Below are 22,717 nucleotides of genomic sequence, written 5' to 3'. Positions count from 1 at the left end.
GCACAGAGGGCACAGAGGAGAGAAGAAGAGATTGATTGTGCGCTCGGCATCGTGTCTTCTGTTCTTTATCTCTCCCTCTGTGCCCTCTGTGCCTCTGTGGTTCAATCTCTCCATCCTCACGGAACAAGGGGCGCCTCAGGCGACGAGGCGCCGGGCAAAGGGAATCACGGCGCCAGGATCACCGCCCCGCCCGGCGGGATCGTCATCGAGAGCGTGCCGGCCTCGGAGACCACCGCGGCCTCGCCGCCGAGCGCGTCCGTGAGCTCCGTGCCCGCCGGGAGGCCGAGCGACTGCGCTACCTCCACCGAGATGTCCTCCGCCGTGGGCGACCGCGTCAGCGCCACGACAGCGGACCTGCCCTCGGCGAGGCGGCGGCCGAAGACCAGCGTGTCCTCCGTGGCGGTCAGGTTCACGTAGGCGCCGCGGCGGAGCGCGGGGACGTCACGGCGCGCGGCGCCGAGCGCGCGCACGAAGTCGAGGGTGTCGCGCTCGTCCGGCGTGAGCTCCTCCTCCGGACGCCACAGGCTGCGGTTGTTCGGGTCGACGCCGCCCCACTCGCCGTACTCGTCTCCATAATAGAGCAGCGGCGCCCCCGGCAGCCCGAGCAGCCACGCCATCCCGAGGCGCACCCGCGCATAGACATCGGAGGACGCCGGCGCCTCCGCGGTGTCCGACCACTGGTGGTTCGGGATATCCCGGTCGTGAGCCTCGTCCCTGCCGTCGTAGTCGGCCAGCGTCGCGAACCGGGCCGTGTCGTGGCTGCCGAGGTACGGCGTCATGATGGCGCCCTCGGGCCACCGGCGCTGCCCGTCCTCGACCCAGTACGCCGCGTGCAGCATGCCGGAATCACCCCACGCGAACGTGCGGTACGAGACCCCGTGGTAGAGGACGAAATCGAACTGGCCGTCCAGCCCCTGAGGGCCGATGTACTTCGCGATCGTCCCGTAGTTCTCGTCGTTGCACGACTGGCCCTGCCCGCAGTCGCTCCAGCCCATCGCCGTCTCGCCCATCAGGAAGTAACGGGTGCCGGCCGGCTCGAACGCCGCCCGGACCTCCGCGGCGAGGTTGCGCGTCGCGATCTCCTCCACGTGCTTCACGGCGTCCACCCGGAGCCCGTCGAGATCGAACTCGTCGAGCCAGTAGATCGCGTCTTCCACGAAGGCGGCGTTGGCCTCGGGCACCGTGTGGTCCACGTCGGGGAGGTAACCCGCGAACATGCAGTCGAGCGCGTGCGACGTCCAGTCGCACCCGTCCGTGCCGCAGACACACCCCGTCCTGAACCAGCCCGGGTGCGACGCGACGTACTCGTGATCTTCGTGGACGTGGTTCACCACGAAGTCCTGGAGCACGCGGATCCCGTGGCGGTGCGCCTCGGCCACCATCGCGCGGAGCGCGCCCTCGCCGCCGAGCCGCGGATCCACCTCGCGCGCCTTGATCGGCCAGTACCCGTGATACCCGGTGACCTGGTGGACTCCATCGCTCGCCGGGTAGGCGCCGGCAGGGTTCTCCTGGAACGGCGTGAGCCAGATGGCCCGCACGCCCAGCGCGTCGAGCGTGCCGTCCTCGATCGACCGCCGCAGCCCCTCGAGGTCGCCGCCGGCCCAGTCGCCGCGCGGATCGGCGCCGGGCGTGGGCGGCGCGTTCAGGTCGGGATCGCCGTCGCGGTAGCGGTCCGTGACGACCATGTAAATGAGCGCGCCCTCCCAGGAAAACGGCTCCTCCTCGACCCAGAAGACCAGCCGGAGCGGCTCGCCGGCGCGGCCGCTCCGGGTCGCGCCGCGCAGGGTCACCCGGTACTTGCCGTCGGCGAGGTCTCCGAGCGCAATCTGCACGTTGCCGCGCGCGTCGATCGAGATCTCCTCCTCCGTGAGCGGGCGCGCCTCGCCGTCCTGGTCCAGCAGCGTCGCCTCGAACGCGCCCGCCTCGGGCCCCGCGCCCTCGATGCCGTCCCTGTACACGAGCCGCACCGCGAAGGCGCCCTGCCCCGGGGCGGCCCGCGTCACCTGGCTCGAGGCGACCGAGAACGCCGGAAGGCGGCAGTCAGGGACCTTGACGGCCGAGTTCTCGGTCCCACCGACGTACTTGCGGCGCCCCTCCGCGGGGTCGAACACCCACGCGACCTCGCTGCCGGACCGAAACGCGATCTTGTAGCCGTGGAGCCCCGGCGGCAGGTCGACGGTGGCCACGAGCTCGCCGGGCGTGTCGCCCTCGACAAGCTCCGGGGCAGCGTCGAGATCGAAGCCATTCCACTCGCCAGGGACACGGACGTCCGTGGCCCCCGGGGGCGGGGTGAACGTGAACGACGTCGGGCAGAGCACGCCACCCGGCTCGGCACCGCCACCGCCACCGCCGGCCGCCCCGGCGCCGCCGGTGCCCTTGCCGTGGCCGGCGTCGAGCTCGTGATCGTTGCCACACGCGAGCGGGAAGGCGGGGAGCACGGCGGCAGAGACAAAGGCCATCAGCAACGCGATGTGGCGGCGCGACATGGCCTCGATGAGTATCCGATCGCGAGAGACATGTCAGCGCAGGCGTCGCGGAGAACCGGCCCAGACACCACGGAGAAAGACGATGCTCCGCCCACGCTGTTGCGTCGCCAACAAGGGTGGCCGTGGTTCCGTCGGGGCTCCGCCGCGCTGCACGGGCTGAACCGCGTGAGCTCACGCGCTCGGAGTGGCGTGGTCTCGCGACCCGATCAAGGCGTGTAACGATAGAGCTCGATCCAATCGTAGGTCGCGCTCGCCCTGCCCGTCTCGGCCGTCACGGCCCCGGCCCACGCCGCGCTCGACGACGCCCAGATCGTCATGAGCACGTTCTGCGGTAGCACCATGAGGTCGATGCGCTCCGTCCACTCGTGTCGGAGTGCGTCATCGACGGAAAAGCGGGCGCCGGACGGCGTCCATTCGATCTGGTACGTGTGGAAGTCCTCGCTCGGGTCGAAGCCGAGGTCCACCTTCTGCGGGTGCTGAGTCGGGCTGACGGATTGCGTCACCGGGGGTCGTACCGGAGCGCCAGTGTACACCATGGCGTTGAACTGCACGTCGTTCGGCTTGGCTCCGAGGCACTCGATGTCGAGCTCGTTCCAGTTGTCCGCTGGCCAGGGGGTGTAGATCGTGACCAGGGACGAGACGACCGCCGAGCCTCGGGCCAGCTTGACGCGAGCGCGCACGCGCCCGTACGTGAGTGTCTCGACGGAGCGAACCTCGGCACCCAGGAAGGTCTTGGGCGCTCCGGAGCTGTCGGTGGTGCCCGCTGGGGCTGGCGTGAGCCGAATCACCAGCTGGCCACTCTCGATGGTCGCGGCGGATTGCGAGAACAGCGCCAGATTCTCGGTCCAGGAATGTGTCATCAGCTGCCAGCGAGCTGGCTCCAGTCGATCGAAATCGTCGCGGAAGAGCAGGGTGAAGTCCTCTTCGGGCGGAAGAGGGCCGCCCCCTGAGCCGCCGGTTCCCGTGGCTGCCGCTGTTGTGCCACCCGCCGTTCCGCCGGCGCCGCTCGCGCCGCCGCCCGCGCCGCCGCCCGCGCCGGCTCCGACGCTGGAGGTGCCAGCCGCAGCCCCAGTCCCCGCCTCGGAGCCATCCGTTCCGGCGCTGGAACTGCCACCTGCCCCCGCGCCGATGCCGTCCCCGCCCGCGCCCGACGCCGAGCCCCGGGGCAGGCTGGAGTCGTCACAGGCCAGCGCGGTGAATGCGGAGAACAGAAGCAAAGCGATCGTGCAGCGCGTCGGAGACATCATGGGCTCCACTTGGCGCACCGGGCGCGAGAGCGCTTCGCATTTTTTGCTTTCGGTCCGCGTCCCCGCTGCCGCACACTGACCTGGCCTTGAGCGCTCGGCCCGCGTTGTTCCAGCCCTTTCCGATGCTCGCCGGCCGGCGTGCCCAGGTATTCCGTCACCAACCGCAGTACCGTCGGCCCCGGCACTTCCACGAGGAGCCGGAGATCAACCTCGTCGCTCGCGGCACGGGCATCATGGGCGTGGGGGAGCGCGTGGTGCCGCTCGTGGCGGGCACGCTTCTCTATTTCGCGCCGGGGCAAGATCACGCGCTCCTCGAGGAGAGCATCGATTTCGTTCTCTACGTCGCGGCGCTCCGCCCAGAGCTGGCGGCTCGCATCGCGGGGGCCGCGTCGAAGGTCGCGCTCGACGCCGTGCAGCTCACGCCGGCCGTGCGCGCCGAGGAACTCGCGCTCCTCGGCGCGCTCGATCGAGCGCGCGAGCCCTCGGTGGTGGAGCACCGCCTCGCGGAGCTCTTCGAGCGGTCGCTGTCGAACGTGCCGCTCCCCCACGTGGTAAGCCGCCGCAGCTTCGAGCTCTTGCGGCTCGATCCGAGTCTCCCCGGGGCGGCCCTCGCGGCGCGCCTGCACACCGGCGAGAGCGGGATCAGCCGGCGTTTTCGCAAGGACGTGGGCGTGAACGTCGTCGAATACCGTGCGCGGCTCAAGCTGATGCAGTTCGTCGCCGAGGTGGATCGCGGCGCGAGCTTCGCGCGCGCGGCGTACGCCGTCGGGTTCGGGAGCTATGCGCAATGCCACCGCGTCTTCACGCGCGCGCTCGGCTGCGCCCCCCAGGCCTATTTCGGCGGCCAGCGCGCGGCGCTGACCGAAATGACCCTGCCGATGCACGGATGAGCTGTCTCAGGCTGGCGCCCCGGCGTCGGATACCGCGGGCAAGACGGCCCGAGCCGACAGGTCAGCTCCTGCGATTCGCTCTTTGCTTCTCGGTCCCATTGCGAACCTGGCCGGGTACCCGAAGGCCCTGGACGCAGACGAGACCGCGAATCCCCGCATCGAGGTCCTCGTCTTCGATGCTTGCGCCGCGGGCCCAGGCGGGATTCCCGGCGCGCGGCGCTAACCGCTGCTGAGCGGCTCCTTGCCGCGCGCGTCCGCGGCGAGGTACTGGCGCAGGTGACGGCGCAGGGAGACCCGCGTGATCCCGAGCGCGCTGGCCGTGCGGGTCACGTTGCCGCCCTGGGCGGCGTAGACCGCGAGGATGTGGCGGCGCACCGCCTCGCCGAGCGACGCGCTGCCCCGCGCCGGCGGGGACGGCCGCACCGAGCCCGGCCGCGGCGGTGCGCCCGTCGCGCCCGTCGCGACCGCCGCGCCGGCCGCCGAAACCGCGCCGATCTCGGGCGGCAGGTGCTCCAGGTCGAGCGGCGCGCCGTGGGAGAGGAGCAGCGCGCGCTCGATGACGCTCCGGAGCTCGCGGACGTTCCCCGGCCAGGGGTACGCCTCGAGCAGGGCGAGGGCGCGCGGCGAGATCCCGCCGCTCGCCGCGCCGCCGAGGCGCTCCAGGAAGTGCTCGATAAGCCTGCGCACGTCGCCGTCGCGCTCGCGCAGCGGGGGGAGCGAGAGCCCGAGCGCGCCGACGCGCTGGTGGAGAGCGCCGTGGAACGACCGATCCAGGACGCGGGCGGAGAGGTCGACGCTCGTGGCGGCGATGAAGCGCACGTCCGCGACCAGCGCCTCGGCGCCGCCGATCCGGCAGAACGGCTCGCCGTCGAGCACGCCCGCGAGCCGCTCCTGGAGCTCGAGCGGGAGCGCGCCGATCTCGTCGAGGAACAGCGTGCCCCCCTCGGCGAGCTCGAGCAGCCCGGGGCGCGCCGCGGGGCGCCCGTCGGCCCCCGCCTCCACGCCGAGGAGCTCCTCCCCGAGGCGCTCGGCCGGCAGGCGCGCCGCGCTCACCGCGACGAAGGGACCGCCCGCGCGCGGGCTCGCCGCGTGCAGCAGCCGCGCGCAGAGCTCCTTGCCCGTGCCGGGCTCGCCGGTGATGAGCAGCGGCGCGCGCTCGTGCCCCGCGGCGAGCTGCCGCAGCTGATCCATCGCGCGCGCCCAGCGCTCCGAGGCGCCGACGAGGCGCGCTTCGCTGTCATCCTCGACCCAGAGGACGCGCGTCATCATCCCGCTGCCGAGGGAGCGGAGGTATCCGGTGCGCCGGGAAGGGGCTGCGCTTTCTTCCACCTCGCATCTCCTCGATTCATGGGCAGACGGCGAGCGCCGTGCCTGCCATTTTCTACATGGGCAGACGGCGAGCGCCGTGTCTGCCATTTTCTACATGGGCAGGCGGCGAGCGCCGCGTCTGCCGTTATCTATATTACGGTGCTGTCCCTGGAGCAGGCGGGGACGAGGGCGAATGACCGGCGATCGGCGACAAGGATGATGCCTGACGGATGCCGGATGATCTCACCCGGTCAGCGACATCCACTCTACCGCGAACGATGCTCTGGCGGAAGGGAGATCCCGACGGGAGGCGGCCGGACGGAGAGAAACTACGTGCTCGAAATTTGTGCGTGAGCGCGGACCTGGGTTAGTCGACCCGTGTACCCGAAAGGAGAGACGACGAGATGAGCTCGAAGCGCAAGACCCCGGCCCGCACGAAGACCACCAAGGTCCCGAGCCCGCTCGCTGCCCCGGCCACCTCCAAGGAGCCGAGCGCCGTGCAGCCGAAGGGCGCGGTCTCCGCCCCCGCCGCCGTCGAGATGCCGTCTCCGGCCGCGGAGCTCGCGGCCGAGCGCGCGCGAACCGCGGCGCCGAAGCTCGCGCCCTCGCCCGCGCGGCTGTCGCGCGAGGAGCGGCACCGCCAGATCGCCAAGGTGGCCTATGGATATGCCGAGAGGGCCGGCTTCCGGAACAACCCCGTTGACGACTGGCTGAACGCCGAGCGCGAGGTCGACGCGCGGATCGATCGCCTCGCGAGCTGAGGCCCCCCGCGGCGGCGCGGCAGGCGCGCGGCGCCGCCGGCCCGGGCCCACTCGGACCCACGCGCGAACGACAGGCGCGCTGGCGCGGGATCCAGCAGAGGTGTCCGAGGTGCCCGCGGGCAGGCCCCGGTCCGCGACGCGCGAGCCTGCCCGAGGCCTGCACCCGCCCACGAATCCCACACGATGGGCCGCTCCCGCGCGGCGCTTCGGGGCGCTTTCAGGCCGCCGAGCGCGCCGGTCCGGCGCGCTCGACGGCCTGAAAGCCCCCGACATCGCCGCGGGGCGTCTTCGAGGCTCGTAGCGGCGCCGCGGGATGGGTATCCTCGCGAGGCACGCGGGCGGTGAGCCCGCTGCCCGCCGTCCCGCGCGCGCCGGTCGCCTGGCCCGCGAAGGTCTGCACCCCGAACCTTGCGCCATGCACTCAGGTCACGTCGTCGCCAACCGCTTCCAGCTGGAACGCCTCGCGGGCTCCGGCGGGATGGGCGCGGTGTGGCGGGCGCTCGACCGGCAGAGCGGCCAGGCGGTCGCGCTCAAGGTGATCTTCAACCAGGGCAGGGAGCACGTCGTGCGCTTCCAGCGGGAGGCGCGCCTGCTCGCGGAGCTCGAGCACCCGGCGGTCGCCCGCTACATCGACCACGGCGTGACCGCCGACGGGCTCTACTACCTCGCCATGGAGTGGCTCGAGGGCGAGGACCTCGGCGCCAGGCTGTCGCGCGGGCCGCTCGGGATCGAGCACAGCCTGATGCTCGTCGGCCGCGTCGCCGAGGCGCTCGCCGCCGTCCACGCGCGCGGCATCGTGCACCGCGACCTCAAGCCGACCAACGTGTTCCTGCCCGGCGGCGACATCGACCGCGCGAAGCTCATCGACTTCGGCATCGCGCGCCAGGCGGACGCGACCTACGAGCTCACCCTGACCGGCTCGGCCATAGGCACGCCCGCCTACATGGCGCCGGAGCGGGTCCGCGGCGATCTCGACGTCGACGCGCGCGCCGACCTCTACTCGATCGGGTGCCTGCTGTTCGAGTGCATCACCGGGCGATCGCCCTTCGTCGCCCAGCACCCGCTGTCCGTGCTCGCCAAGGTGCTCTTCGAGGCCGCGCCGCGCCCGAGCACCTTCTGCCCGAACATCCCGCCGTCGCTCGATCTGCTGGTGGCGCGCCTGCTCGCGAAGAACCCCGCGGAGCGCCCCGCGGACGCGGGCGAGATCGCCGCCGAGCTCCGGATGCTGAGCGTCGTCGAGGGCAGCATGGCGAGCGGCACCGGCCTGCCGACGCCCGCGCTGACGAAGAGCGAGCGGCGGCTCGTCAGCGTCGTCCTCGCGGCCGAGATGAGCGCGGGCAAGCGCGGGCCGCCGTCGGCCCGCCCGCAGGCCATGGCGGGCCCGGCGCGGGCGAACGACACGATGCTTTCGGGCCACCACGCCACGGTCGTATCCGGCAGCAAGGAAGCGCTGCCCGTGGACCTGCTCGCGCCGGCGCCGCCGGTGCGGCCCCGGCCCGCCCCGCCGCCGACCACGCCCTTCCACGAGGTGCGGCAGGCCGCGCAGTCGCACGGCGCCGTCCTGGAGGTGCTCGCCGACGGCTCGGTCGCCGCGGTCGTCGCCGGCGCGGGCTCGCCGACCGACCTCGCCGGCAACGCCGCCCGCTGCGCGCTGTCGATCCACGCGCTCCTGCCGGGCGCGTGGGTGGCGCTCGCGACCGGCTGGGACGTCATCGCCGGGACGCAGGCGGTCGGGCAGGTCATCGACCGCGCCGGGGCGCTGCTCGACGCGCGCGTGCGCCACGCCTCGGACGACCCGTCCTCGGGCCGGCCGGTGCTCATCGACCAGATGACGGCCGCGCTCCTCGGCGATCGCTTCGAGACCGCCGCGGGAGGCCAGGGCCCGACGCTGCTCGGCGCGCGCGAGCCGCAGGACGGCGGGCGCAAGGTGCTCGGCAAGCCGACGACCTGCGTGGGGCGCGAGCGGGAGCTGCGGGCGCTCGAGGACCTGCTCGACGAGTGCGCCGCCGAGGGGGTCGCGCGCGTGGTGCTGGTCACGGCGGGGGCCGGCGTCGGCAAGTCGCGCCTCGGCTACGAGCTGATCCGGCGCGTCGAGGCGCGCAGCGAGCCGGTCGAGGTGTGGCGCGCGCACGGCGACCCGATGCACGGCGGGGCGCCGCTCGGGCTGATCGCGCAGCTCGTGCGGCGCGCGGCGGGGCTCTCGGAGGGCGAGCCGCTCGATCCGCTCGAGCAGCGGCAGCAGAAGCTCGCGGCGCGCGTCGCGCGGCACGTCGGCGAGGCCGCGCGGGAGCGGGTCGCGGAGTTCCTGGGCGAGCTGGTGGGGGCGCCGTTCCCGGAGAGCCCGGCGCTGCGCGCGGCCCGGCAGGACCGCGCGGTGATGGACGAGCAGACGCGGCGGGCGTGGCTCGACTTCCTCCGGGCCGAGTGCGAGGCGCAGCCGGTGCTGATCGTGCTGGAGGACATGCACTGGGGCGACCGCAGCACGGTGGAGTACATCGACGCGGCGCTCCGGCTCCTGCGGCACCAGCCGCTCCTGGTGCTGGCGCTGGCGCGCCCCGGGGTGCGCGAGGCGTTCCCGGACCTGTGGGAGGAGCGCGAGGCGACGGAGATGCGGCTCGGGGAGCTGTCGCGCCGCGCGTGCGAGCGGATCGTGCGCGAGGTCCTCGGCGACGCGCTCCCGGCGGCGGAGCTCGGGGCGCTCGTCGACAGGTCGGCGGGCAACCCGTTCTTCCTCGAGGAGCTCGTGCGCGCGACGGTGGAGAAGCGGCCGCGGGGGGTGCCGGAGACGGTGCTCGCGATGATGCAGTCGCGGCTCGCGGCGCTCGAGCCCGAGGCGCGGCGGGTGCTGCGCGCGGCCGCGGTGCTCGGCGAGGTGTTCTGGCGCGGGGGGGTCGAGGCGCTGCTCGGCGGGGGCGGGCAGGTGCCGCAGCTCGAGTCGTGGCTGCTCACGCTCGAGAAGCGCGAGCTCATCGTGCCTCGGTCCGAGTCGATGCTCCGCGGGGAGCCGGAGTTCGCGTTCCGCCACGGGCTCGTGCGCGACGCGGCCTACGAGATGCTGACCGACGCGGACCGCGCGCTCGGGCACTGGCTCGCTTCCGAGTGGCTGGAGCGGGTGGGCGGCGACGAGCCGGCGGTGCTCGCGCTGGTCGACCAGCACGTCGGCCGCGCGGCGGAGGAGGCGCTCGCGCTCGGCAACGCGGACGGCGCGGCGGGGCACCTCGCGCGCGCGGCGCGGCTGCGCGTGCGCGCCGGCCAGTTCGAGGGGGCGATCGCCGCGATGACGCGGGCGTTCGAGCTCGCGGACGTGTCGCGGCGCGAGCCGGAGCAGCTCGGCCGCTGGGTGGAGATCCTCTCGGAGGCGGTCAGCCTCGCGCGGCGCGCGCCGTCGCTGGCGGCGGCGTCGGACCGCATCCTGTCGCGCGTCGACGCGGTCTCGCCGCTGGAGCTCCGGGTGAGGTCGCGCGTCGAGCTCGCCCGCGCGCTCGGCGCGACCAACCAGTTCCGGCTGTCGCACGACCTGCTCGACGCCGTCTTCGAGCTGGCGCTCGGGCACCCCGACCTCCTGCGCGAGGCGCTGATGGTGGACCTGGAGGTCTCGTGCCTGCAGGGGCAGTTCGCGCGGGCGCGGCGCGCGGCGCTCGACCTCGACGCCCTCGGCCCGATCGACGACCCGCGGGCGCTGCTGTCGGTCGCCCTGGCGCGGGCCACCTCGGGCGACCGGCCCGGCGCGATGGAGGCGCTCGCGCGCTCGGAGGCCGCGTCGACCCCGGGCGATCGGGCCGCGGAGGCGGTGCGGGCGAAGCTGCTCGTGATGATCGAGCTCTACACGGGGGATTTCCGGGCCGCGGTGCGGGCCTGCGAGCGCGCGCTCGAGCTCGATCGCGCGCTCGGGCTGCGCTTCGACGGGGTGGTGAACCTGCACAACCTCGCGTACGCGTGCGTCCGGCTGGGCGATCACGAGCGGGCGCGGTCGCTCTTCGCGGAGTCGCTGGAGCAGGCGGACGAGGCCGGGTACGACCGGGTGGCCGCCTCGAACCGGATGTACATCGCGTACCTGGACGGCGTGAAGGGGGCGGGGGACGCGCGCGAGCGGCTGCAGGCGCTCATCGCGCGGGCGGAGGAGCAGGGCTACTGGCACGACGTGCTGCAGGGCCGCTGGGCGGCGGCGATGCTGCTGAAGAACGCGCGCAACGACGCGCTGGCGCGGCGCGAGTTCGAGGACCTGCTCGAGCTGTCGGTGCGGCTCGGGGACCCGCTGCTGGAGAAGGACGCGCGCGCGTGGCTCGACCGCGCCGAGCGGTGAGGGGCGGCGGGGGCGCGGCGCGCGTGGCGGGCGCGCGGGGCGCGCGCGGGTGCGGCGACCCGGAGAGGGAGCAACCGGGTTCCAGCCTCCCGGACCTCACGCGCTGGTGCTGGCGTCGATTTCGGACGTGCGCGCCGCCTCGGTGCTCGCCTTGGGCAGCTCGAACCAGAAGAGGCTCCCCTTGCCCACGACCGTGCGGAGCCCCACGCGGCCGCCGTGCGCCTCGGTCAGGCGTTTGACGGTCGCGAGGCCCAGACCGAGACCCGGCACTCGAGCGCCTTTCGCTCGGACGTGAGGCTCGAACACCATCTGCTCGATGGCTGGCGCGATGCCGGGCCCCGTGTCCTCCACCTCGATCCGCACAGCATCTCTGGCATCGAGCACCCGGATCACGACGCGACAGGCCGCCGCGTCGCCGAGGTACTTGAGCGCGTTGCGGGCCAGGTTGGCGAGGATGCTGGTCAGCACGCCGGGGCTCGCGGCCACCGCGCACGGGGCGAAGGGCTCGACGCGGAGCTCCGCGCCCAGCTCCACCGCGAGAGGGTCGAGCTCGACCATGAGGTCGTCGATCACGGGGTGCACCTCGGCGCGCGCGCCTGGCTCCGGCCTCGCGCCCGCGCGAGCGAACTCCAGGAGCCCGTCGGTCATGCGCTTGACGCGCATGATGGCCTGCTGGCCCCGCTCGAGCGGCTTTCGTGCCGGCTCTCCCTCGCCGCACCGCCGCAGGGCGAGGTCCAGCGCGAGCGCGACCGTGCCGAGGGGGCTGAGCACGTCGTGCGCGACCCGGCCAGCGAACTGCTCGAGCTCATCCGCTCGACGCTCCAGGAGCACGCCCTGCCGCCAGAGCAGCCTCACCTGGCGCCGGATCTGCACGGCAGCCGCCGTGCAGGCCAGCAGCGCGAACGTCACGCTCGCCGTGTTGAGCACCAGCGCGATCCGGCGCGAGCGAACGCGGTTGGCCGCGATATCGATCGCCATACGACGCGCGTGTTGCGCGTTGAGCTCGATGCTCGCCATCACGGCCTCGCTCGTCGCATTGAAGTCTGCTCGCAGCGCTTCGTCCATGAGCTTGTTGGCCTGGTCCGGATGGCCATTCGCCACCAGCGAAAGGACCCGGTCGACGTCCATACCGAGCTTGCCGAGCTCCTGCGCGACGGTCTGCCACTGCCTGAGCTCTCCCGGATAGACGGGCATGCCGAGGTAGGCGTCGAGGCTCCGGGATAGATTGACGCGTGCCTGATCGATCTCGCGGCGGCCGACCGGCTGGTCGAGAACGGCATTGTTGACGAACTCGCTCAGGAGCGCCTCGCTGTGCCTCAGCTCGGCGCGCGCGGCCGCCAGGTGCATGATGCTCGGCGTGGCGTTCTCCGCCAGGCTCATGGCCGCCGCGTCGATCTCGGCGGCTCGGTGCTCCGCGTAGGCGGCCGAGATCACGAAACTCGCGATAGCGGCGAAGAACGCCGCAAACAGCGACAGCAGGATAGACGGGAGCCGCTCGATCATAAGAAAAGATTTCGAGTTCGCCGGGGCCTTCGGCCGTCGCATCATGCCGGGATACTGTTACTCCGTCCGCCCGAGCGCAACGCGGAAGAGCGTCGGAGCCGTGGGGGATCGCCCTCGCTTCATCGGCGGACGTCCACCGGGCTCGTGTCGAGTGATGAAAATGCAACCCCTCTGTTGCTGCAGTTGTACTTGCGGCGGCCGGGGGCCACGGCGCCATCCCCTCCCTTGCCGCCAACGCTCGTGAGCTCGCTCTCGCCCCGGTTCACGGCCGCAGGCCCGCTGGTGACGCCGGCTGCCGGGCACGCGTCCCACCGGACATGCCGTCTGCCCGACGCGTCCCGGACGGGAAGCTGGTGCCGGAAGTTTGGCACTCGCGCGATTCGCGCAGGCAGCCGCGCGCTGGCGCACGCTCTGGACGGCACGACCCACGTCCGTGGTGGTGTTCTCGCCTGGATTCCGTTTGACGCCGGATGCTGTCATCAGAAGAATGGCCCGCGTCGCCGCGTTGCTCGCGTGTTTCGGAGGACGACGAAGGAGACGATGAGGACGACAGGCCGGCAGATCCCATCGGCGATCGGGCTCGCCCTCGTTCTCAGCGTCGTTCCGACGCAGGCAGGCGCATCCGAGCTGAGCGCCGGTGTGAGCCTCGGGTGGATCCAGGCCGGCACAGCGCCGCGCCTCGCGGTGGGGCCGCACGCGGGGATATCGTGGCAGATGACGAGGGAAGTCGTGTTCAGGGTTCACGACCTGTGCAGCGTCGTGCCGCCAATCCAGATCGGTGGGGCCGGGGTTTACAATCACGCGTCCGTCGAGCTCGGATACGCGTGGAAGAGCGGCGATGTCAGCGCTGGGCCATCGGCTGCGATCTACATCATGCCGGCGTGCGGCAGCGCCTTATGTGGGCGCGTCGCCGGGATGGCCGTAGGCGGTCACGCGCAAACCAACGCGTACGTCGCTGGACCGCTCGGCGTGTCGGTGAGCGCCAATGTGGACTGGGTCGGAGGGAGCAGCCTTGTGCTTCCAGGTCATTTGTCGGTGCTTGTTGTCGCCGGTCCCGTGCTTCGATGGAGTGTAAAATGAACATAAGAAGAGGTCTGCTGCTGATTGTGGCTGTCGCCGTCTGGGTGCTATCGGCGTGCAACTGGACGGTAGGAGACTGCTATCCCCGCGAGGAGTGGGAGAAGGGTGAGGGTGCAGGTGGACCAGTCGGGCCGCCCGTTCCCGTCTTCAGCTCCAGCGCATCGGGAGACTTCGGGGCGGAGCCGCCGGAAGGCCCGCAGGGAGGCAAGAAGGAGAAGATCCAGTGCAACAAAACGGAGGACGAAGACGAAGAGGAAAGCCCGAGCGATAGCTCGGAGACGCCGACAGCTAGCCCGACGAGCCCGCCGGACCCCTGCCAGCAGAGCGGCGCTCCGCAAATGGGCTGCACAGGTACTAAGCCGATTGACCCGCGGGCCTTCAACTTTGTCACGATCGTGGCCTACGATGGGACCAGTGTGGCAGGTGGTTGGCAGGAGGCAAAGGCGAATCTGTTCTTCGGTCACAATCAAGAGGGCGACGATGCATGCATGATTCACATCGGCATGCCACTGCGAAGCGAGCTTTGGGGGAAAATAACGGCGAAAAAGGCAGCGCTTATTAGCGCTGATGTGGCGAACTTGGCGCTGGAAGAATTGTACAAGAAAGAAGGAGGCGAGGATCTTCCACCTGGCATATTATGCAGTAGGTTCAAGGGGAAAGTGGACTTTGCTTTTAAGAATGATTACAAGGGACTCGGTGCGCAGGTTAGGAATCCATGAAACATAGTCTGGGTGAATTGCTAGACATTGTCTACCGATTTTATCGGCGTGGAACTGGGAGCGCCGATGATGTTGACTTCCAGCTTCGCAACGACACCGAAGAGCACGCTCGGCTCGTAGCCGCCCGGATCCAAGCATCAAAGGACGAGCGCTGGCACTCCATGCAGCGACGCATCAGAGATCGCTTCCCCGGTATGTTCGTGGATCAGTCGCTACATCTCCCCGCCGGCGGCTCTGACGGCTGTTACTCCTTTACGATCGATCTGCCCAACGCGACAGATCGAACGCTGTGGTTCGAAGTGAGCTTCCTGGCTCCTTACTACATTGTCCACAGTTGGCGCACAGTCGAGATCGTGAAGCAAACTACGGACTCGTTCTTGGTCGAGTTTCGAGGTATGTACGTTATTGTTTATCGAAGTCCATTCGATCCAGGTTTCGTGTCGCACCCGGACGACAGCCTCAGGTTCGCCACCGTCAAGGAGAGCTACGTTGCCTTCGATTTGTTGCCCGACGAGCGACTATGTGCGGAGTGGATCTCCCGTGATATTGAAGAGACCTTCGGTTGCGAGCTCATGCCGCCAGAGATCGGGACCATGCTCGTCCCGGACGTGACGGCGGGCCTGCGGCTTCCTGGGGAGGTCAGACTCTACGATTGCCTGTTTTCAAATCGGCACACATGGGTGAAACCATCGTCGTCCGAAGATCCAGCGCCCCGAGCACAGGTCGATGCGAGCAGTCTCACGGATCGTTTTGCTGCGGTGCTTACTGTGCTCCGCGCGCACTACCAGATTGGTTTGACGCTCAGGTGGCCTGCGATGGTTCGAAGGTTACCGGAGCCAGATCGACAGTCGGCAGCAGTTTGTTTGTCAGCGTCGACGGATGGCTTTCTGCACAAGGATAAGATGCTAGAGGAGCTTGCGCGCATGCGCCCGCACGACGAATCCCCGGAGACTCTCCGCGCCATGGCTGCCAAGCATGAGCTCGAGGCGCTGGTCGCTGGGTGGGATGGTGAAGGTGAGCCGCCGGCCGCGATGGTCGCTTGGGCCTTCCGCTTCCTGGATCGCTGGCTCGTGGACTCGGATCCCGAAGCTCCCTCGTAGCCGTCCTGGAGATCCGTGCCGTCGTCCTTTCCGGATGTGATTGCGACTATTCGGGAAAGCGAAGCGTCTCGTGGACCTCGCCGCTCTCCCCCTCCGTCGTGCTGCCATCGTGGTTCCAGCTCGTGCCGCCCTTGCCCGGCTGTCCGAGCTCGATGGTGACGCCCTCGAGCGTGAGCTGGTCCTCGTCGACGTAGGCGACGCCGATCGAGTCGCCGCCGCGCCCCGGGCCGCCGTAGCCGCCGGGACCTCCTTGGCCGCCCCGGCCGCCGAAACAGGCCGCGAGTTCATCCGCCAGCGTTCCGCCCGGCGCACCTCGGCCGCCTCGGCCGCCGTCCTGGGGTTCCCCGCCATCGCCGCCATTGCCGCCAAAATCCACCGTGATCTTGGTGTCGCGCACGGTCACCCGGGCGTGAAGCGCGAGGACGCCGACGGACGGCCGTCCGTTCTCTCCCCCGCGGCCTCCCCGGCCCCCGCAACCGCCGGCCCCTCCCGAGCCTCCTCCTGGGCCACCCTTCGAGGCCACGCCGCACACGGCGAGCCCGCCCCGATGACCGCCGCCGCCGCCGCCGCCCTGGCCCGGCGTGCCCCAGGTCCCCTCGCCGCCCGTGTCGCCCTTCCACCCTGTCTCGGTGAGGCGCCCGATGCCCTTGCCGGGCGTGCCCTGCGTCCCCGGAGCCCCCGGGCCCCCGGTGAATCCCTCGGAGCAACTGCGGTTCTCCCGCTCCCCGAGACCGCCGCGCGAGGGCGAAGCGTAGGCGGGCTCCCCGTCGCCTCCATCCTCGGCGCTGTCGGGCAGCCCGTCCCCTCCCTTGCCGCCAACGCTCGTGAGCCCGCTCTCGCACTGGTTCACGGTCGCAGGCCCGCCGGCGACGACGGCCGCCAAGCACGCGTCCCCACCGAACATGCCGTCCGGTCCGTCCGGTTGCCTGGTCGGCCACTTCTCGCCAGCATGGCCTGCACCTCCTTGGCGGGCGGAGATCTCGCTCCGCAGGATCTCCACTGCCGTGCTCGACTGAACGAGCACGCCGACCGGGCCCGCCGAGCGGACGTAGAGATCGGCGAGCGTCGACACCCCGTCGGCGGCCCCGCTGTCCTCGGGGCCCGCGGGCTCGACGATCACCATGGGGCCGAAGACCCGAGCGTGATTGAACAGGGTCCGCGGGGGCAGGGAGTCGCGCACCCATTTCCGGCAGTGGAAGCCCCCGAGGAGATCCACGCCGGAGGGCACCCTGATCTCCTCCACGATGAATCCCTCGTTGCAGAGGAACACGCGCCCTCGTCCAGCGCGCGCGAGCTCGATGGCGCGCGCGACGGTGTACACCGGCTTCGCCTTCGTGCCGGGGTTCCTGTCGTCGCCAAAACCGTAGTTTCCGGCGAGGAACACGCCGCAGCCGTCGTCGAGGATGTCGGCGGCGACGTGCTCGACGCAGACCGACTCCGGAGGCGGCTCGTCCTCGCACGAGGTGCCTTCACAAGGCGTCACGCCAGGGTCGTTCACGCCGGGAGCGGTTCCGCAGCCGGTTGCCCACGGCGACAACAGAAGGATGAAGGTAGCAGCGGTGCTCTTTCTCATGGACGTCTCCTGACGTGCGCCGCCAGCACAGCGCGGTTCATCGAGGCGGTTCCGGGGCTGGCGCATCGAACCGGTACCAGAACAGCGCAGTCCCCTCTCGCCCCTGGCCGAGCCCGCTTCCCGGGGCTGCGTTGCCGCCGAGCCCCCCGGTGCCGGCTTGTCCGGGCGAGACCGTCGCTGTCTCCAAGATGGTCACCGAGGCGCCGACGGAACCGATGCCGAGCGAGTGGCCCCCGAGACCGCCGCCGGCGTCGCCCCCGCGGCCGCCGTTGCCGCCACGGCCGCCACGGCACCCGCGCGATGTGTCGGTCACATGACCGTGGCCCCCGAGACCGCCGTCCCAGCCAAGGCCTCCCCACTGGCCGGTTCCGCCGACCCCGCCGTTGCCGCCCTTGGCCCCGAGGACCGTGCTGGCATCGACCGTGAGGTTGCTCCCCTGCAAGGCCACAATGGCGATGCTCGCGCCGCCGTAGCCGCCCCCGTTGCCCCCCTTGCCCCCGCACCCGCCGCTGCCGCCGGATCCGCCGGCCGCACCGCCCTGGGGCCGAGCGGCCGGACACGCGTTCACGGGCTCGCGCCCCTTGCCGCCGCCGCCCCCGCCGCCGCCCTGACCGACGCCGCCCTTCGCTCCATCCTTCCCGCGGACGCCGATCCATCCGTCGAGGCTCAGGAAACCATGATCCACTGCTCCGGCAGCGCGCTCCGCAGGGGCGCCGTCTGCCCCCGGCTCGCCTTCCTTGCATGCCATGCTGGATGCGCCCAAGCCGCCCAGGCCAATGTTGTCCGGATTCCCGACCGGTTCCGGCAGTCCTGACGTCCCGTCGCCGCCCGTCTCGAGGCCTCCATCGCCCCCCTCGCCAGCTGTCGACTCGATGCCGTCGCCGCACACGGTCACGACCGGAAGGGCGCCCCGCGCCACGTTCGCGGTGCAGGCGTCCACGCCGTCGTTTCCCACCAGGCCGGCATTCGCGCGGAAGCTCGGCGCGTCCTCGCCCGGCTCTCCATCCTTGCCGTCGCCTGCGAGGATCACGCTCGACTGCACGATCGCCCTGGCCCCATGCTCCAGGATCATCGCGATCGACGACTTGCCATCCGCGGAGGCGTCGGCCGCCACGGCGCGCACGCCGAAGATCACCGACGTCACGTCCTCCCCCGCGGTGACCGCATCCTTCCCCTTGAGGACCCGCACCGGGATCCCCACGGGCGGCGCGATGACGGTCAACGCGTTCGGCCCGTCGAGCAGCCCTCCGTAGGACCAGTCGCCGCCGGCACACAGACGGCCGCCCCAGAGGTCGACTCCCTGCGGGAGCGAGATCGCCTCCGCGAACTCCCCGCCGCACGCGTACACGCGCCGGGTCGGCGCCTCGGCGTGGCTTCGCCCGTGCGCAGCAAGCCCGATCGCGTGCTGCAATGTCCTCACCGGCGCGTCCTTCGTGCCGGGGCTCTCGTCGTCGCCCTGCTCGCTGACGAACACGCCGCATTCATCCAGGGCCGGGGCCATCGCTGGCTCGCCGTCACAGGGCCCCGGTTGGGGAGGAGGGCTCTCGCACAGGAAGCCCTCCGCGCAGCTCTCAGAATAGCACCCGGACGTGCCGATGGCGCCGGCCATGCCGAGCAGGAGGGCCGCGAGGCAACGAAGGAGCTCCCGATCTCGCCAGTTCAAGTCGCGACGCATCCCCACCCTCCGCCTCACCATGCTCCTTCGAGGAGCACACCTGCCCGCTCGCCCGTCGTCACGGGTACGATGCGGAGGCCTCTGGCGGGTCGCGCGTCCCCGAAGACCGCGACCTCGGTGAGAAAGGAGGCCGCCGTCGCGATCCCGAACACGGCGCTCGTCGCCAGCGACACCTTGCCGAGGGTGGCGAACAGGTTCCGCTCCTCGATCTGGGCATGAATGCCGGCGCACGCCGCCGGCGCGCTCGCTTTGCGGCAGGCGTCGGATGTCCACCCCTGCTCGCGCCGTACAGTATTGGCCTCGCGCAGGTTGGTGTGCACCACATGAGCGCGCAGGAGGAAGACCGCGCCGGCCGCCGCCGTCGCCGTCGTGAGCACGACGCCGCCGATCCGCGCCGTCCGCGGCCATGTGGCCGACGGCGCCGGAGCCTGCGTGGAGGGCCTCCCCGCCTGCACCTGCGTCGCCGCTTTCTTCACCGGGCCCTGTGGCTCGCCCTCGCCCGTACTGCTCACCGCGGCGCGCGGCAGCTGGATCGTCATCCTCGGCTCTGTCGCCGCCCGCGCGTCCAGCGTCTGGGATGCTTCCTCACGGCCCGGTGCTCGGGCCCGCACCATGTGCATGCCAGGCTCGAAGAACAGCGTGTAGGTCCGCCTGGGTCGGCCGATGGGCTTGCCGTCGATGAGCACCTCGGCATCCGGCGGATCCACCGACAGATAGAGCGTCGCGACGAACGGAACGGCCTTGGCCAGTCCGTCGTCAAATCTCTTTTGCTGCACAGGAGAAAGCGCCTTTCGCCGCTCAAGGCTCCATGCCAGGTGCTCCGCCGCGTCACGGAACTTGCGCAGGTCGAGCTCGCAGAGGCCCAGCTCTCCAGCGATCTCAGCGGACTCTCTCTCTGTGACAGATGTCGCGTCGATCGCCTCGAAGGCTGCTTTGTAGGCAGCGTGTGCCTCGGTCGACTTGCCCGATGCCCGAGCTCGTCGCGCACGGCGAAGAAGGTCCTTGACGTTCGAGCCGTCGCTTCGTGAGAGGGCCGGCCTGCCGTCCTCCGCACGGACCGGATGCGTGGTGCCGATCGCGACGCCAAGCATCAGGCACATCCACAGCGATTGCGCAACGAAACGCATGCATCGACGGTACTCATGCCAGCCGTGGCGCGTCAACGGCGCCGAAAGTGTCATGATCTGAACGAGCGAATGAGAATTACACAGCCGATCTAGGAAAGTGGTCATCGACGCTCATGCAATCACGACCCCGGGGCGTACATGTCGTACACTGTCCGACTGGTTCTGGGGCCGCCCTGCATTTTCTTGAAGCCCTGCAGACGGCTCAGGTGTTCTACCGGTCATGGGCGAGCCAGGCAGCACCCCTACCGGCTTCGAGTTGTTCCGGCGCCTCGCGCGGCGCTTCGGTGTCCCCGCGCGACACGCGGAGGACCTCGCGCAGGAGGCGTTGCTGCGGGGACTGGAAGCGGATCGGCGGCTCGATCTCGGGGAGTCCCGGGCGGCCTACGGCGCCACCATCGTCCTGAATCAGGCGCGGAACCACGTCCGGAACGCACGCCGCCGGGGGGAGGTCCTGACCTCGTTCGACGATCACGAGCTTCAGGCGGAGTGCCCGACTCCGGAAGAAATGCTCCGCAGGGAGCAGCGTCAGGCGCTCCTCCGCGACCTGATCAACCAGGTCGACCCCAGGTACCGCGACGTCTTGATCAAGCACGCGATCGAGGAGGTGCCGCTCGTCGAGATCGCCTCCGAGCTGGGGCTCAACCCGAAGACGGTGAGAACACACTACCGCCGAGCGCTCAAGGACCTCGCCGCGGCCGTGGAACGCCGGAGGGCGCGGCAGCGCTCGCGCGGATGGGACGACGCTGCATGCGTCCCGTTCGCCTTCGATCTGCGCGGCCGCGACGGGTGGCTGAGCAAGCTACGCCGTCTGGGCACTAAGATCCTGGTGCAGGGGGCGGTCGTCGTGCTGACCGGCGCCCTCATCGCGCCGTTGCCTGACTCGTTCAGTCCTGAGTCGTGGTTGCGACAGGCGGCGGTGCGCGCCCCTGCGCCCGCACCGGTCGCGGAGGAGAACGCTCCGCCACCGGCCCAAGCCTCGACGCGCACGACGGCCGCGATGGCCGCGCAGGAGGCCGAGCAGCCGACGCAGGACCGAGACGCACGGGGGCCTGCTCCGTCAGGCGCGCCGGTTCGTCGTACCTCGCTCCCGGTCCGCGCCGTGGTCCCAGCCGTCCGCAAGCGCGAGCAGAGCCTCATCGCGGAAGCCCGAAGGGCCATCGAGGACCATAACGCGGTCGCCGATGCAGAGGCGCGCCGGTTACTCGAGACGCATGCACGGGAGTTCCCGCAAGGGCAGCTCGCCTCGGAGCGTGAAGCGCTCCTGGCGCAAATCCGCTGAGTCTTCGGCGTCCCTCCGACAGCCATCAGGCGGTGACGCAGGTGATGTCGTCGGACATCCACAACCGCGGCTGCGGTCGCCGCTGTTTGCTCGCGCAGGGGTGGGGGGAAATTGAACAGGGAGACGGGGAATATTTGAAGATCTTCCTGGCCGGTGCCGAGCGCCGCGCGCGCCGGTCAGCGGTTCACGCTGGCGTCCGGTCCGGCGCCCTTCGCGGGCTCGTAGGGCTCGGGGCTCTTGCCGGCGGTCCTGAGGTTCACGAGCTTGTTGAGCAGGTCGAACCAGAAGGGCGCGCCCAGCGAGGCGGCGGCCGCGGTGATGAGGATGCCGGGGCTCACGAGCCTGTCGAGCACCCCGCGGATCCACGCGACGACGCCCTGGCCGAGGAGCGCCGAGAGCGCTTTCCAGAGCCCCGGGGCGCTCATCTGCTCGGGGGCCTGCACGCCCCAGGTGATGTCGAGGCCGAGCCCGGTGAGCTGCTTGTGCGCGCCGCCGCCCTTGGCGACCGCGGCCATGACGTCCTCGTCCTTGTCCATGCCGCCGTCGAGCGGCGCCTCGCGGGGCGGCGTCTTCGCCATCTCCTGGGCCGCGACGATCATGGCCGCGCGCATCGCGGCGTCGCGCGAGAGCGCGCCCGCGAGCTTGATGCTGTCGGCGTTGAACCCGATGCAAAGGACGAGCGCCGTCGCGCTGATGATGAGCTGCGCGCGGCGCTTGTAACGCCCGGCGGCCCGGTCCATGGCGTCGTTGAACCACCGCTCCAGCCGGATGTTGGCCTCGCGCATGTCCCTGACCGTGAAGTCGACGATCGTCGCGAGGGCGCGCCGGAGGTCGCTGTCCCCGGGCATGCGCTCGATGATCTGCCGGAGCTCGTCGAGGGGCCGCTCGTCGCAGCTCGGCGGCGCGCTGCCGCCCGGCGGGGGCGAGGGCGCGGCGTCGGCGGGCGGCGGCGAGGGCTCCGTGGCGCTCCCCGATGCGGGCGCGGCGTCGCCCGCGGGCGCCGCCGCAGGGGCCGCGGCGGCGACGGGCGCGGCGGTGGCGACGGGCGCGGCGGTGGTGACGGGCGCGGCGGTGGTGACGGGCGCGGCGGCGGCGACGGGCACGGCGGCGGCGCTGGCCGACGGGGGCGGCGGCGCGGCGGCGCTCGTCTGCGGGGCCGGCGGCGCCTCGCCCCCGGACCAGTCGATGTGCCGCAGGGTGTCGACCAGCGTGGCCACGAACGCGTGCGCCGGGATGTAGGACGGCCCCACCCAGCCGTACTTGAGGTCCTTGATCAGCGGGTGCTGCCGGAGCGCCGCCGCGAGCGGGCTGGGGTGCGGCGCCGGCATCAGCCGGGTGCGCACGAGGTCGGCGGCGACCCGGAGCAGGCGCCGCGTGGCCGGCTCGCTCGGGGTGAGCCCGCGGGCGGCGGCGTCGCGGGCGGCCGCGTCGCGCGCGGCCAGGAGCCGGAGCACGTGCGGGTCGAGCGCGTGGTCGGCCAGCATGATCTCGATGCTCTGCGCCAGGTTCAGCGCGCGCAGCCGGAAGACGCCGGCGAGCGCCTCGTAGATGGCCGAGCAGAGGACGCTGAGGAGGAAGAAGACGCTGACGAGGCCGATCGCGATGTCGAGGGTCGTTCCCATGGGCATCCGGCAGGGCAGGGCGCGCGGCGGCGGGGGGCGCGGGC

At 71.3% G+C, this 22,717-nt stretch carries 15 protein-coding genes; 7 read left to right on the top strand and 8 right to left on the bottom strand.

Annotated elements, in window-relative coordinates:
* Positions 1-164 precede the first annotated feature (164 nt).
* Both WME85_RS41305 and WME85_RS41300 read right to left on the bottom strand, forming a co-directional pair.
* On the bottom strand, positions 165-2,459 hold the full coding sequence (locus tag WME85_RS41305; RefSeq protein ID WP_437829354.1) for an alpha-amylase family glycosyl hydrolase: 2,295 nt from the start codon (positions 2,457-2,459) through the stop codon (positions 165-167).
* A 233-nt stretch (positions 2,460-2,692) separates the two neighbouring features.
* On the bottom strand, positions 2,693-3,730 hold the full coding sequence (locus WME85_RS41300; protein WP_437829353.1) for a glycoside hydrolase family 16 protein: 1,038 nt from the start codon (positions 3,728-3,730) through the stop codon (positions 2,693-2,695).
* 89 nt (positions 3,731-3,819) lie between these two features.
* Here WME85_RS41300 and WME85_RS41295 point away from each other — a divergent pair, with 89 nt between their 5' ends.
* Entirely contained in the window at positions 3,820-4,623 is an 804-nt protein-coding gene (locus tag WME85_RS41295; RefSeq protein WP_437829351.1) for a helix-turn-helix domain-containing protein, read from the top strand.
* Positions 4,624-4,842: 219 nt separating this feature from the next.
* On the opposite strand, the gene WME85_RS41290 is transcribed toward WME85_RS41295, so the two are convergent.
* Positions 4,843-5,952: a sigma 54-interacting transcriptional regulator gene (locus WME85_RS41290; protein ID WP_437829348.1), complete on the bottom strand. Its 1,110-nt coding sequence runs from the start codon at positions 5,950-5,952 to the stop codon at positions 4,843-4,845.
* A 383-nt stretch (positions 5,953-6,335) separates the two neighbouring features.
* Between WME85_RS41290 and WME85_RS41285 the strand changes: the two genes are divergently transcribed.
* Together WME85_RS41285 and WME85_RS41280 are read left to right on the top strand one after the other, a co-directional pair.
* Positions 6,336-6,692 carry a DUF2934 domain-containing protein gene (locus tag WME85_RS41285; protein WP_437304526.1) on the top strand — a complete coding sequence of 119 codons (357 nt, stop codon included), beginning with the start codon at positions 6,336-6,338 and terminating at the stop codon, positions 6,690-6,692.
* A 415-nt stretch (positions 6,693-7,107) separates the two neighbouring features.
* On the top strand, positions 7,108-10,995 hold the full coding sequence (locus tag WME85_RS41280) for a protein kinase domain-containing protein (RefSeq protein WP_437829346.1): 3,888 nt from the start codon (positions 7,108-7,110) through the stop codon (positions 10,993-10,995).
* Positions 10,996-11,091: 96 nt separating this feature from the next.
* On the opposite strand, the gene WME85_RS41275 is transcribed toward WME85_RS41280, so the two are convergent.
* Complete coding sequence (locus tag WME85_RS41275) at positions 11,092-12,543, bottom strand: sensor histidine kinase (protein ID WP_437829344.1); 1,452 nt, start codon at positions 12,541-12,543, stop codon at positions 11,092-11,094.
* 495 nt (positions 12,544-13,038) lie between these two features.
* Between WME85_RS41275 and WME85_RS41270 the strand changes: the two genes are divergently transcribed.
* Genes WME85_RS41270 through WME85_RS41260 form a run of 3 tightly spaced genes read left to right on the top strand, consistent with a single transcriptional unit; the run spans position 13,039 to position 15,397 of the window.
* Complete coding sequence (locus WME85_RS41270; RefSeq protein ID WP_437829342.1) at positions 13,039-13,578, top strand: hypothetical protein; 540 nt, start codon at positions 13,039-13,041, stop codon at positions 13,576-13,578.
* Positions 13,575-14,297 carry a hypothetical protein gene (locus WME85_RS41265; RefSeq protein WP_437829340.1) on the top strand — a complete coding sequence of 241 codons (723 nt, stop codon included), beginning with the start codon at positions 13,575-13,577 and terminating at the stop codon, positions 14,295-14,297. The genes WME85_RS41270 and WME85_RS41265 overlap by 4 nt, the downstream gene beginning before the upstream one ends.
* Positions 14,294-15,397, top strand: coding sequence for a hypothetical protein (locus WME85_RS41260; protein ID WP_437829337.1), 1,104 nt, complete (start codon positions 14,294-14,296; stop codon positions 15,395-15,397). Before WME85_RS41265 ends, WME85_RS41260 begins: the two co-directional genes overlap by 4 nt.
* Positions 15,398-15,443: 46 nt before the next feature.
* On the opposite strand, the gene WME85_RS41255 is transcribed toward WME85_RS41260, so the two are convergent.
* From WME85_RS41255 to WME85_RS41245, 3 genes are all read right to left on the bottom strand, one after another.
* On the bottom strand, positions 15,444-16,970 hold the full coding sequence (locus WME85_RS41255; RefSeq protein WP_437829334.1) for a hypothetical protein: 1,527 nt from the start codon (positions 16,968-16,970) through the stop codon (positions 15,444-15,446).
* A gap of 37 nt (positions 16,971-17,007) precedes the next feature.
* Positions 17,008-18,579 (bottom strand): hypothetical protein, encoded by a 1,572-nt coding sequence (locus WME85_RS41250; RefSeq protein ID WP_437842511.1) that lies wholly within the window; start codon positions 18,577-18,579, stop codon positions 17,008-17,010.
* A gap of 80 nt (positions 18,580-18,659) precedes the next feature.
* Positions 18,660-19,877 carry a hypothetical protein gene (locus WME85_RS41245; RefSeq protein ID WP_437829332.1) on the bottom strand — a complete coding sequence of 406 codons (1,218 nt, stop codon included), beginning with the start codon at positions 19,875-19,877 and terminating at the stop codon, positions 18,660-18,662.
* A gap of 115 nt (positions 19,878-19,992) precedes the next feature.
* Here WME85_RS41245 and WME85_RS41240 point away from each other — a divergent pair, with 115 nt between their 5' ends.
* Positions 19,993-21,051, top strand: a complete 1,059-nt coding sequence (locus WME85_RS41240) for an RNA polymerase sigma factor (RefSeq protein ID WP_437829331.1) — start codon at positions 19,993-19,995, stop codon at positions 21,049-21,051.
* 176 nt (positions 21,052-21,227) lie between these two features.
* On the opposite strand, the gene WME85_RS41235 is transcribed toward WME85_RS41240, so the two are convergent.
* On the bottom strand, positions 21,228-22,673 hold the full coding sequence (locus WME85_RS41235; protein ID WP_437829329.1) for a hypothetical protein: 1,446 nt from the start codon (positions 22,671-22,673) through the stop codon (positions 21,228-21,230).
* Between the last annotated feature and the right edge of the window lie 44 nt (positions 22,674-22,717).

This window comes from Sorangium sp. So ce1153 (genome assembly GCF_051521595.1).
Classification (GTDB): domain Bacteria; phylum Myxococcota_A; class Polyangia; order Polyangiales; family Polyangiaceae; genus Sorangium.
The sequence above is the reverse complement of the archived record's forward strand: the minus strand, read 5'-3'. Positions and strand labels throughout refer to the sequence as shown.

Bases quoted from the DNA above. Each gene is read 5' to 3' on its own strand.
- WME85_RS41305 (WP_437829354.1), bottom strand. From the start codon at position 2,459: ATGGCCTTTGTCTCTGCCGCCGTGCTCCCCGCCTTCCCGCTCGCGTGT.
- WME85_RS41265 (WP_437829340.1), top strand. From the start codon at position 13,575: ATGAACATAAGAAGAGGTCTGCTGCTGATTGTGGCTGTCGCCGTCTGG.
- WME85_RS41250 (WP_437842511.1), bottom strand. From the start codon at position 18,579: ATGGCCGGCGCCATCGGCACGTCCGGGTGCTATTCTGAGAGCTGCGCG.
- WME85_RS41270 (WP_437829342.1), top strand. From the start codon at position 13,039: ATGAGGACGACAGGCCGGCAGATCCCATCGGCGATCGGGCTCGCCCTC.
- WME85_RS41300 (WP_437829353.1), bottom strand. From the start codon at position 3,730: ATGTCTCCGACGCGCTGCACGATCGCTTTGCTTCTGTTCTCCGCATTC.
- WME85_RS41275 (WP_437829344.1), bottom strand. From the start codon at position 12,543: ATGATGCGACGGCCGAAGGCCCCGGCGAACTCGAAATCTTTTCTTATG.
- WME85_RS41285 (WP_437304526.1), top strand. From the start codon at position 6,336: ATGAGCTCGAAGCGCAAGACCCCGGCCCGCACGAAGACCACCAAGGTC.
- WME85_RS41255 (WP_437829334.1), bottom strand. From the start codon at position 16,970: ATGAGAAAGAGCACCGCTGCTACCTTCATCCTTCTGTTGTCGCCGTGG.
- WME85_RS41245 (WP_437829332.1), bottom strand. From the start codon at position 19,877: ATGACCACTTTCCTAGATCGGCTGTGTAATTCTCATTCGCTCGTTCAG.
- WME85_RS41240 (WP_437829331.1), top strand. From the start codon at position 19,993: ATGGGCGAGCCAGGCAGCACCCCTACCGGCTTCGAGTTGTTCCGGCGC.
- WME85_RS41235 (WP_437829329.1), bottom strand. From the start codon at position 22,673: ATGGGAACGACCCTCGACATCGCGATCGGCCTCGTCAGCGTCTTCTTC.
- WME85_RS41280 (WP_437829346.1), top strand. From the start codon at position 7,108: ATGCACTCAGGTCACGTCGTCGCCAACCGCTTCCAGCTGGAACGCCTC.
- WME85_RS41260 (WP_437829337.1), top strand. From the start codon at position 14,294: ATGAAACATAGTCTGGGTGAATTGCTAGACATTGTCTACCGATTTTAT.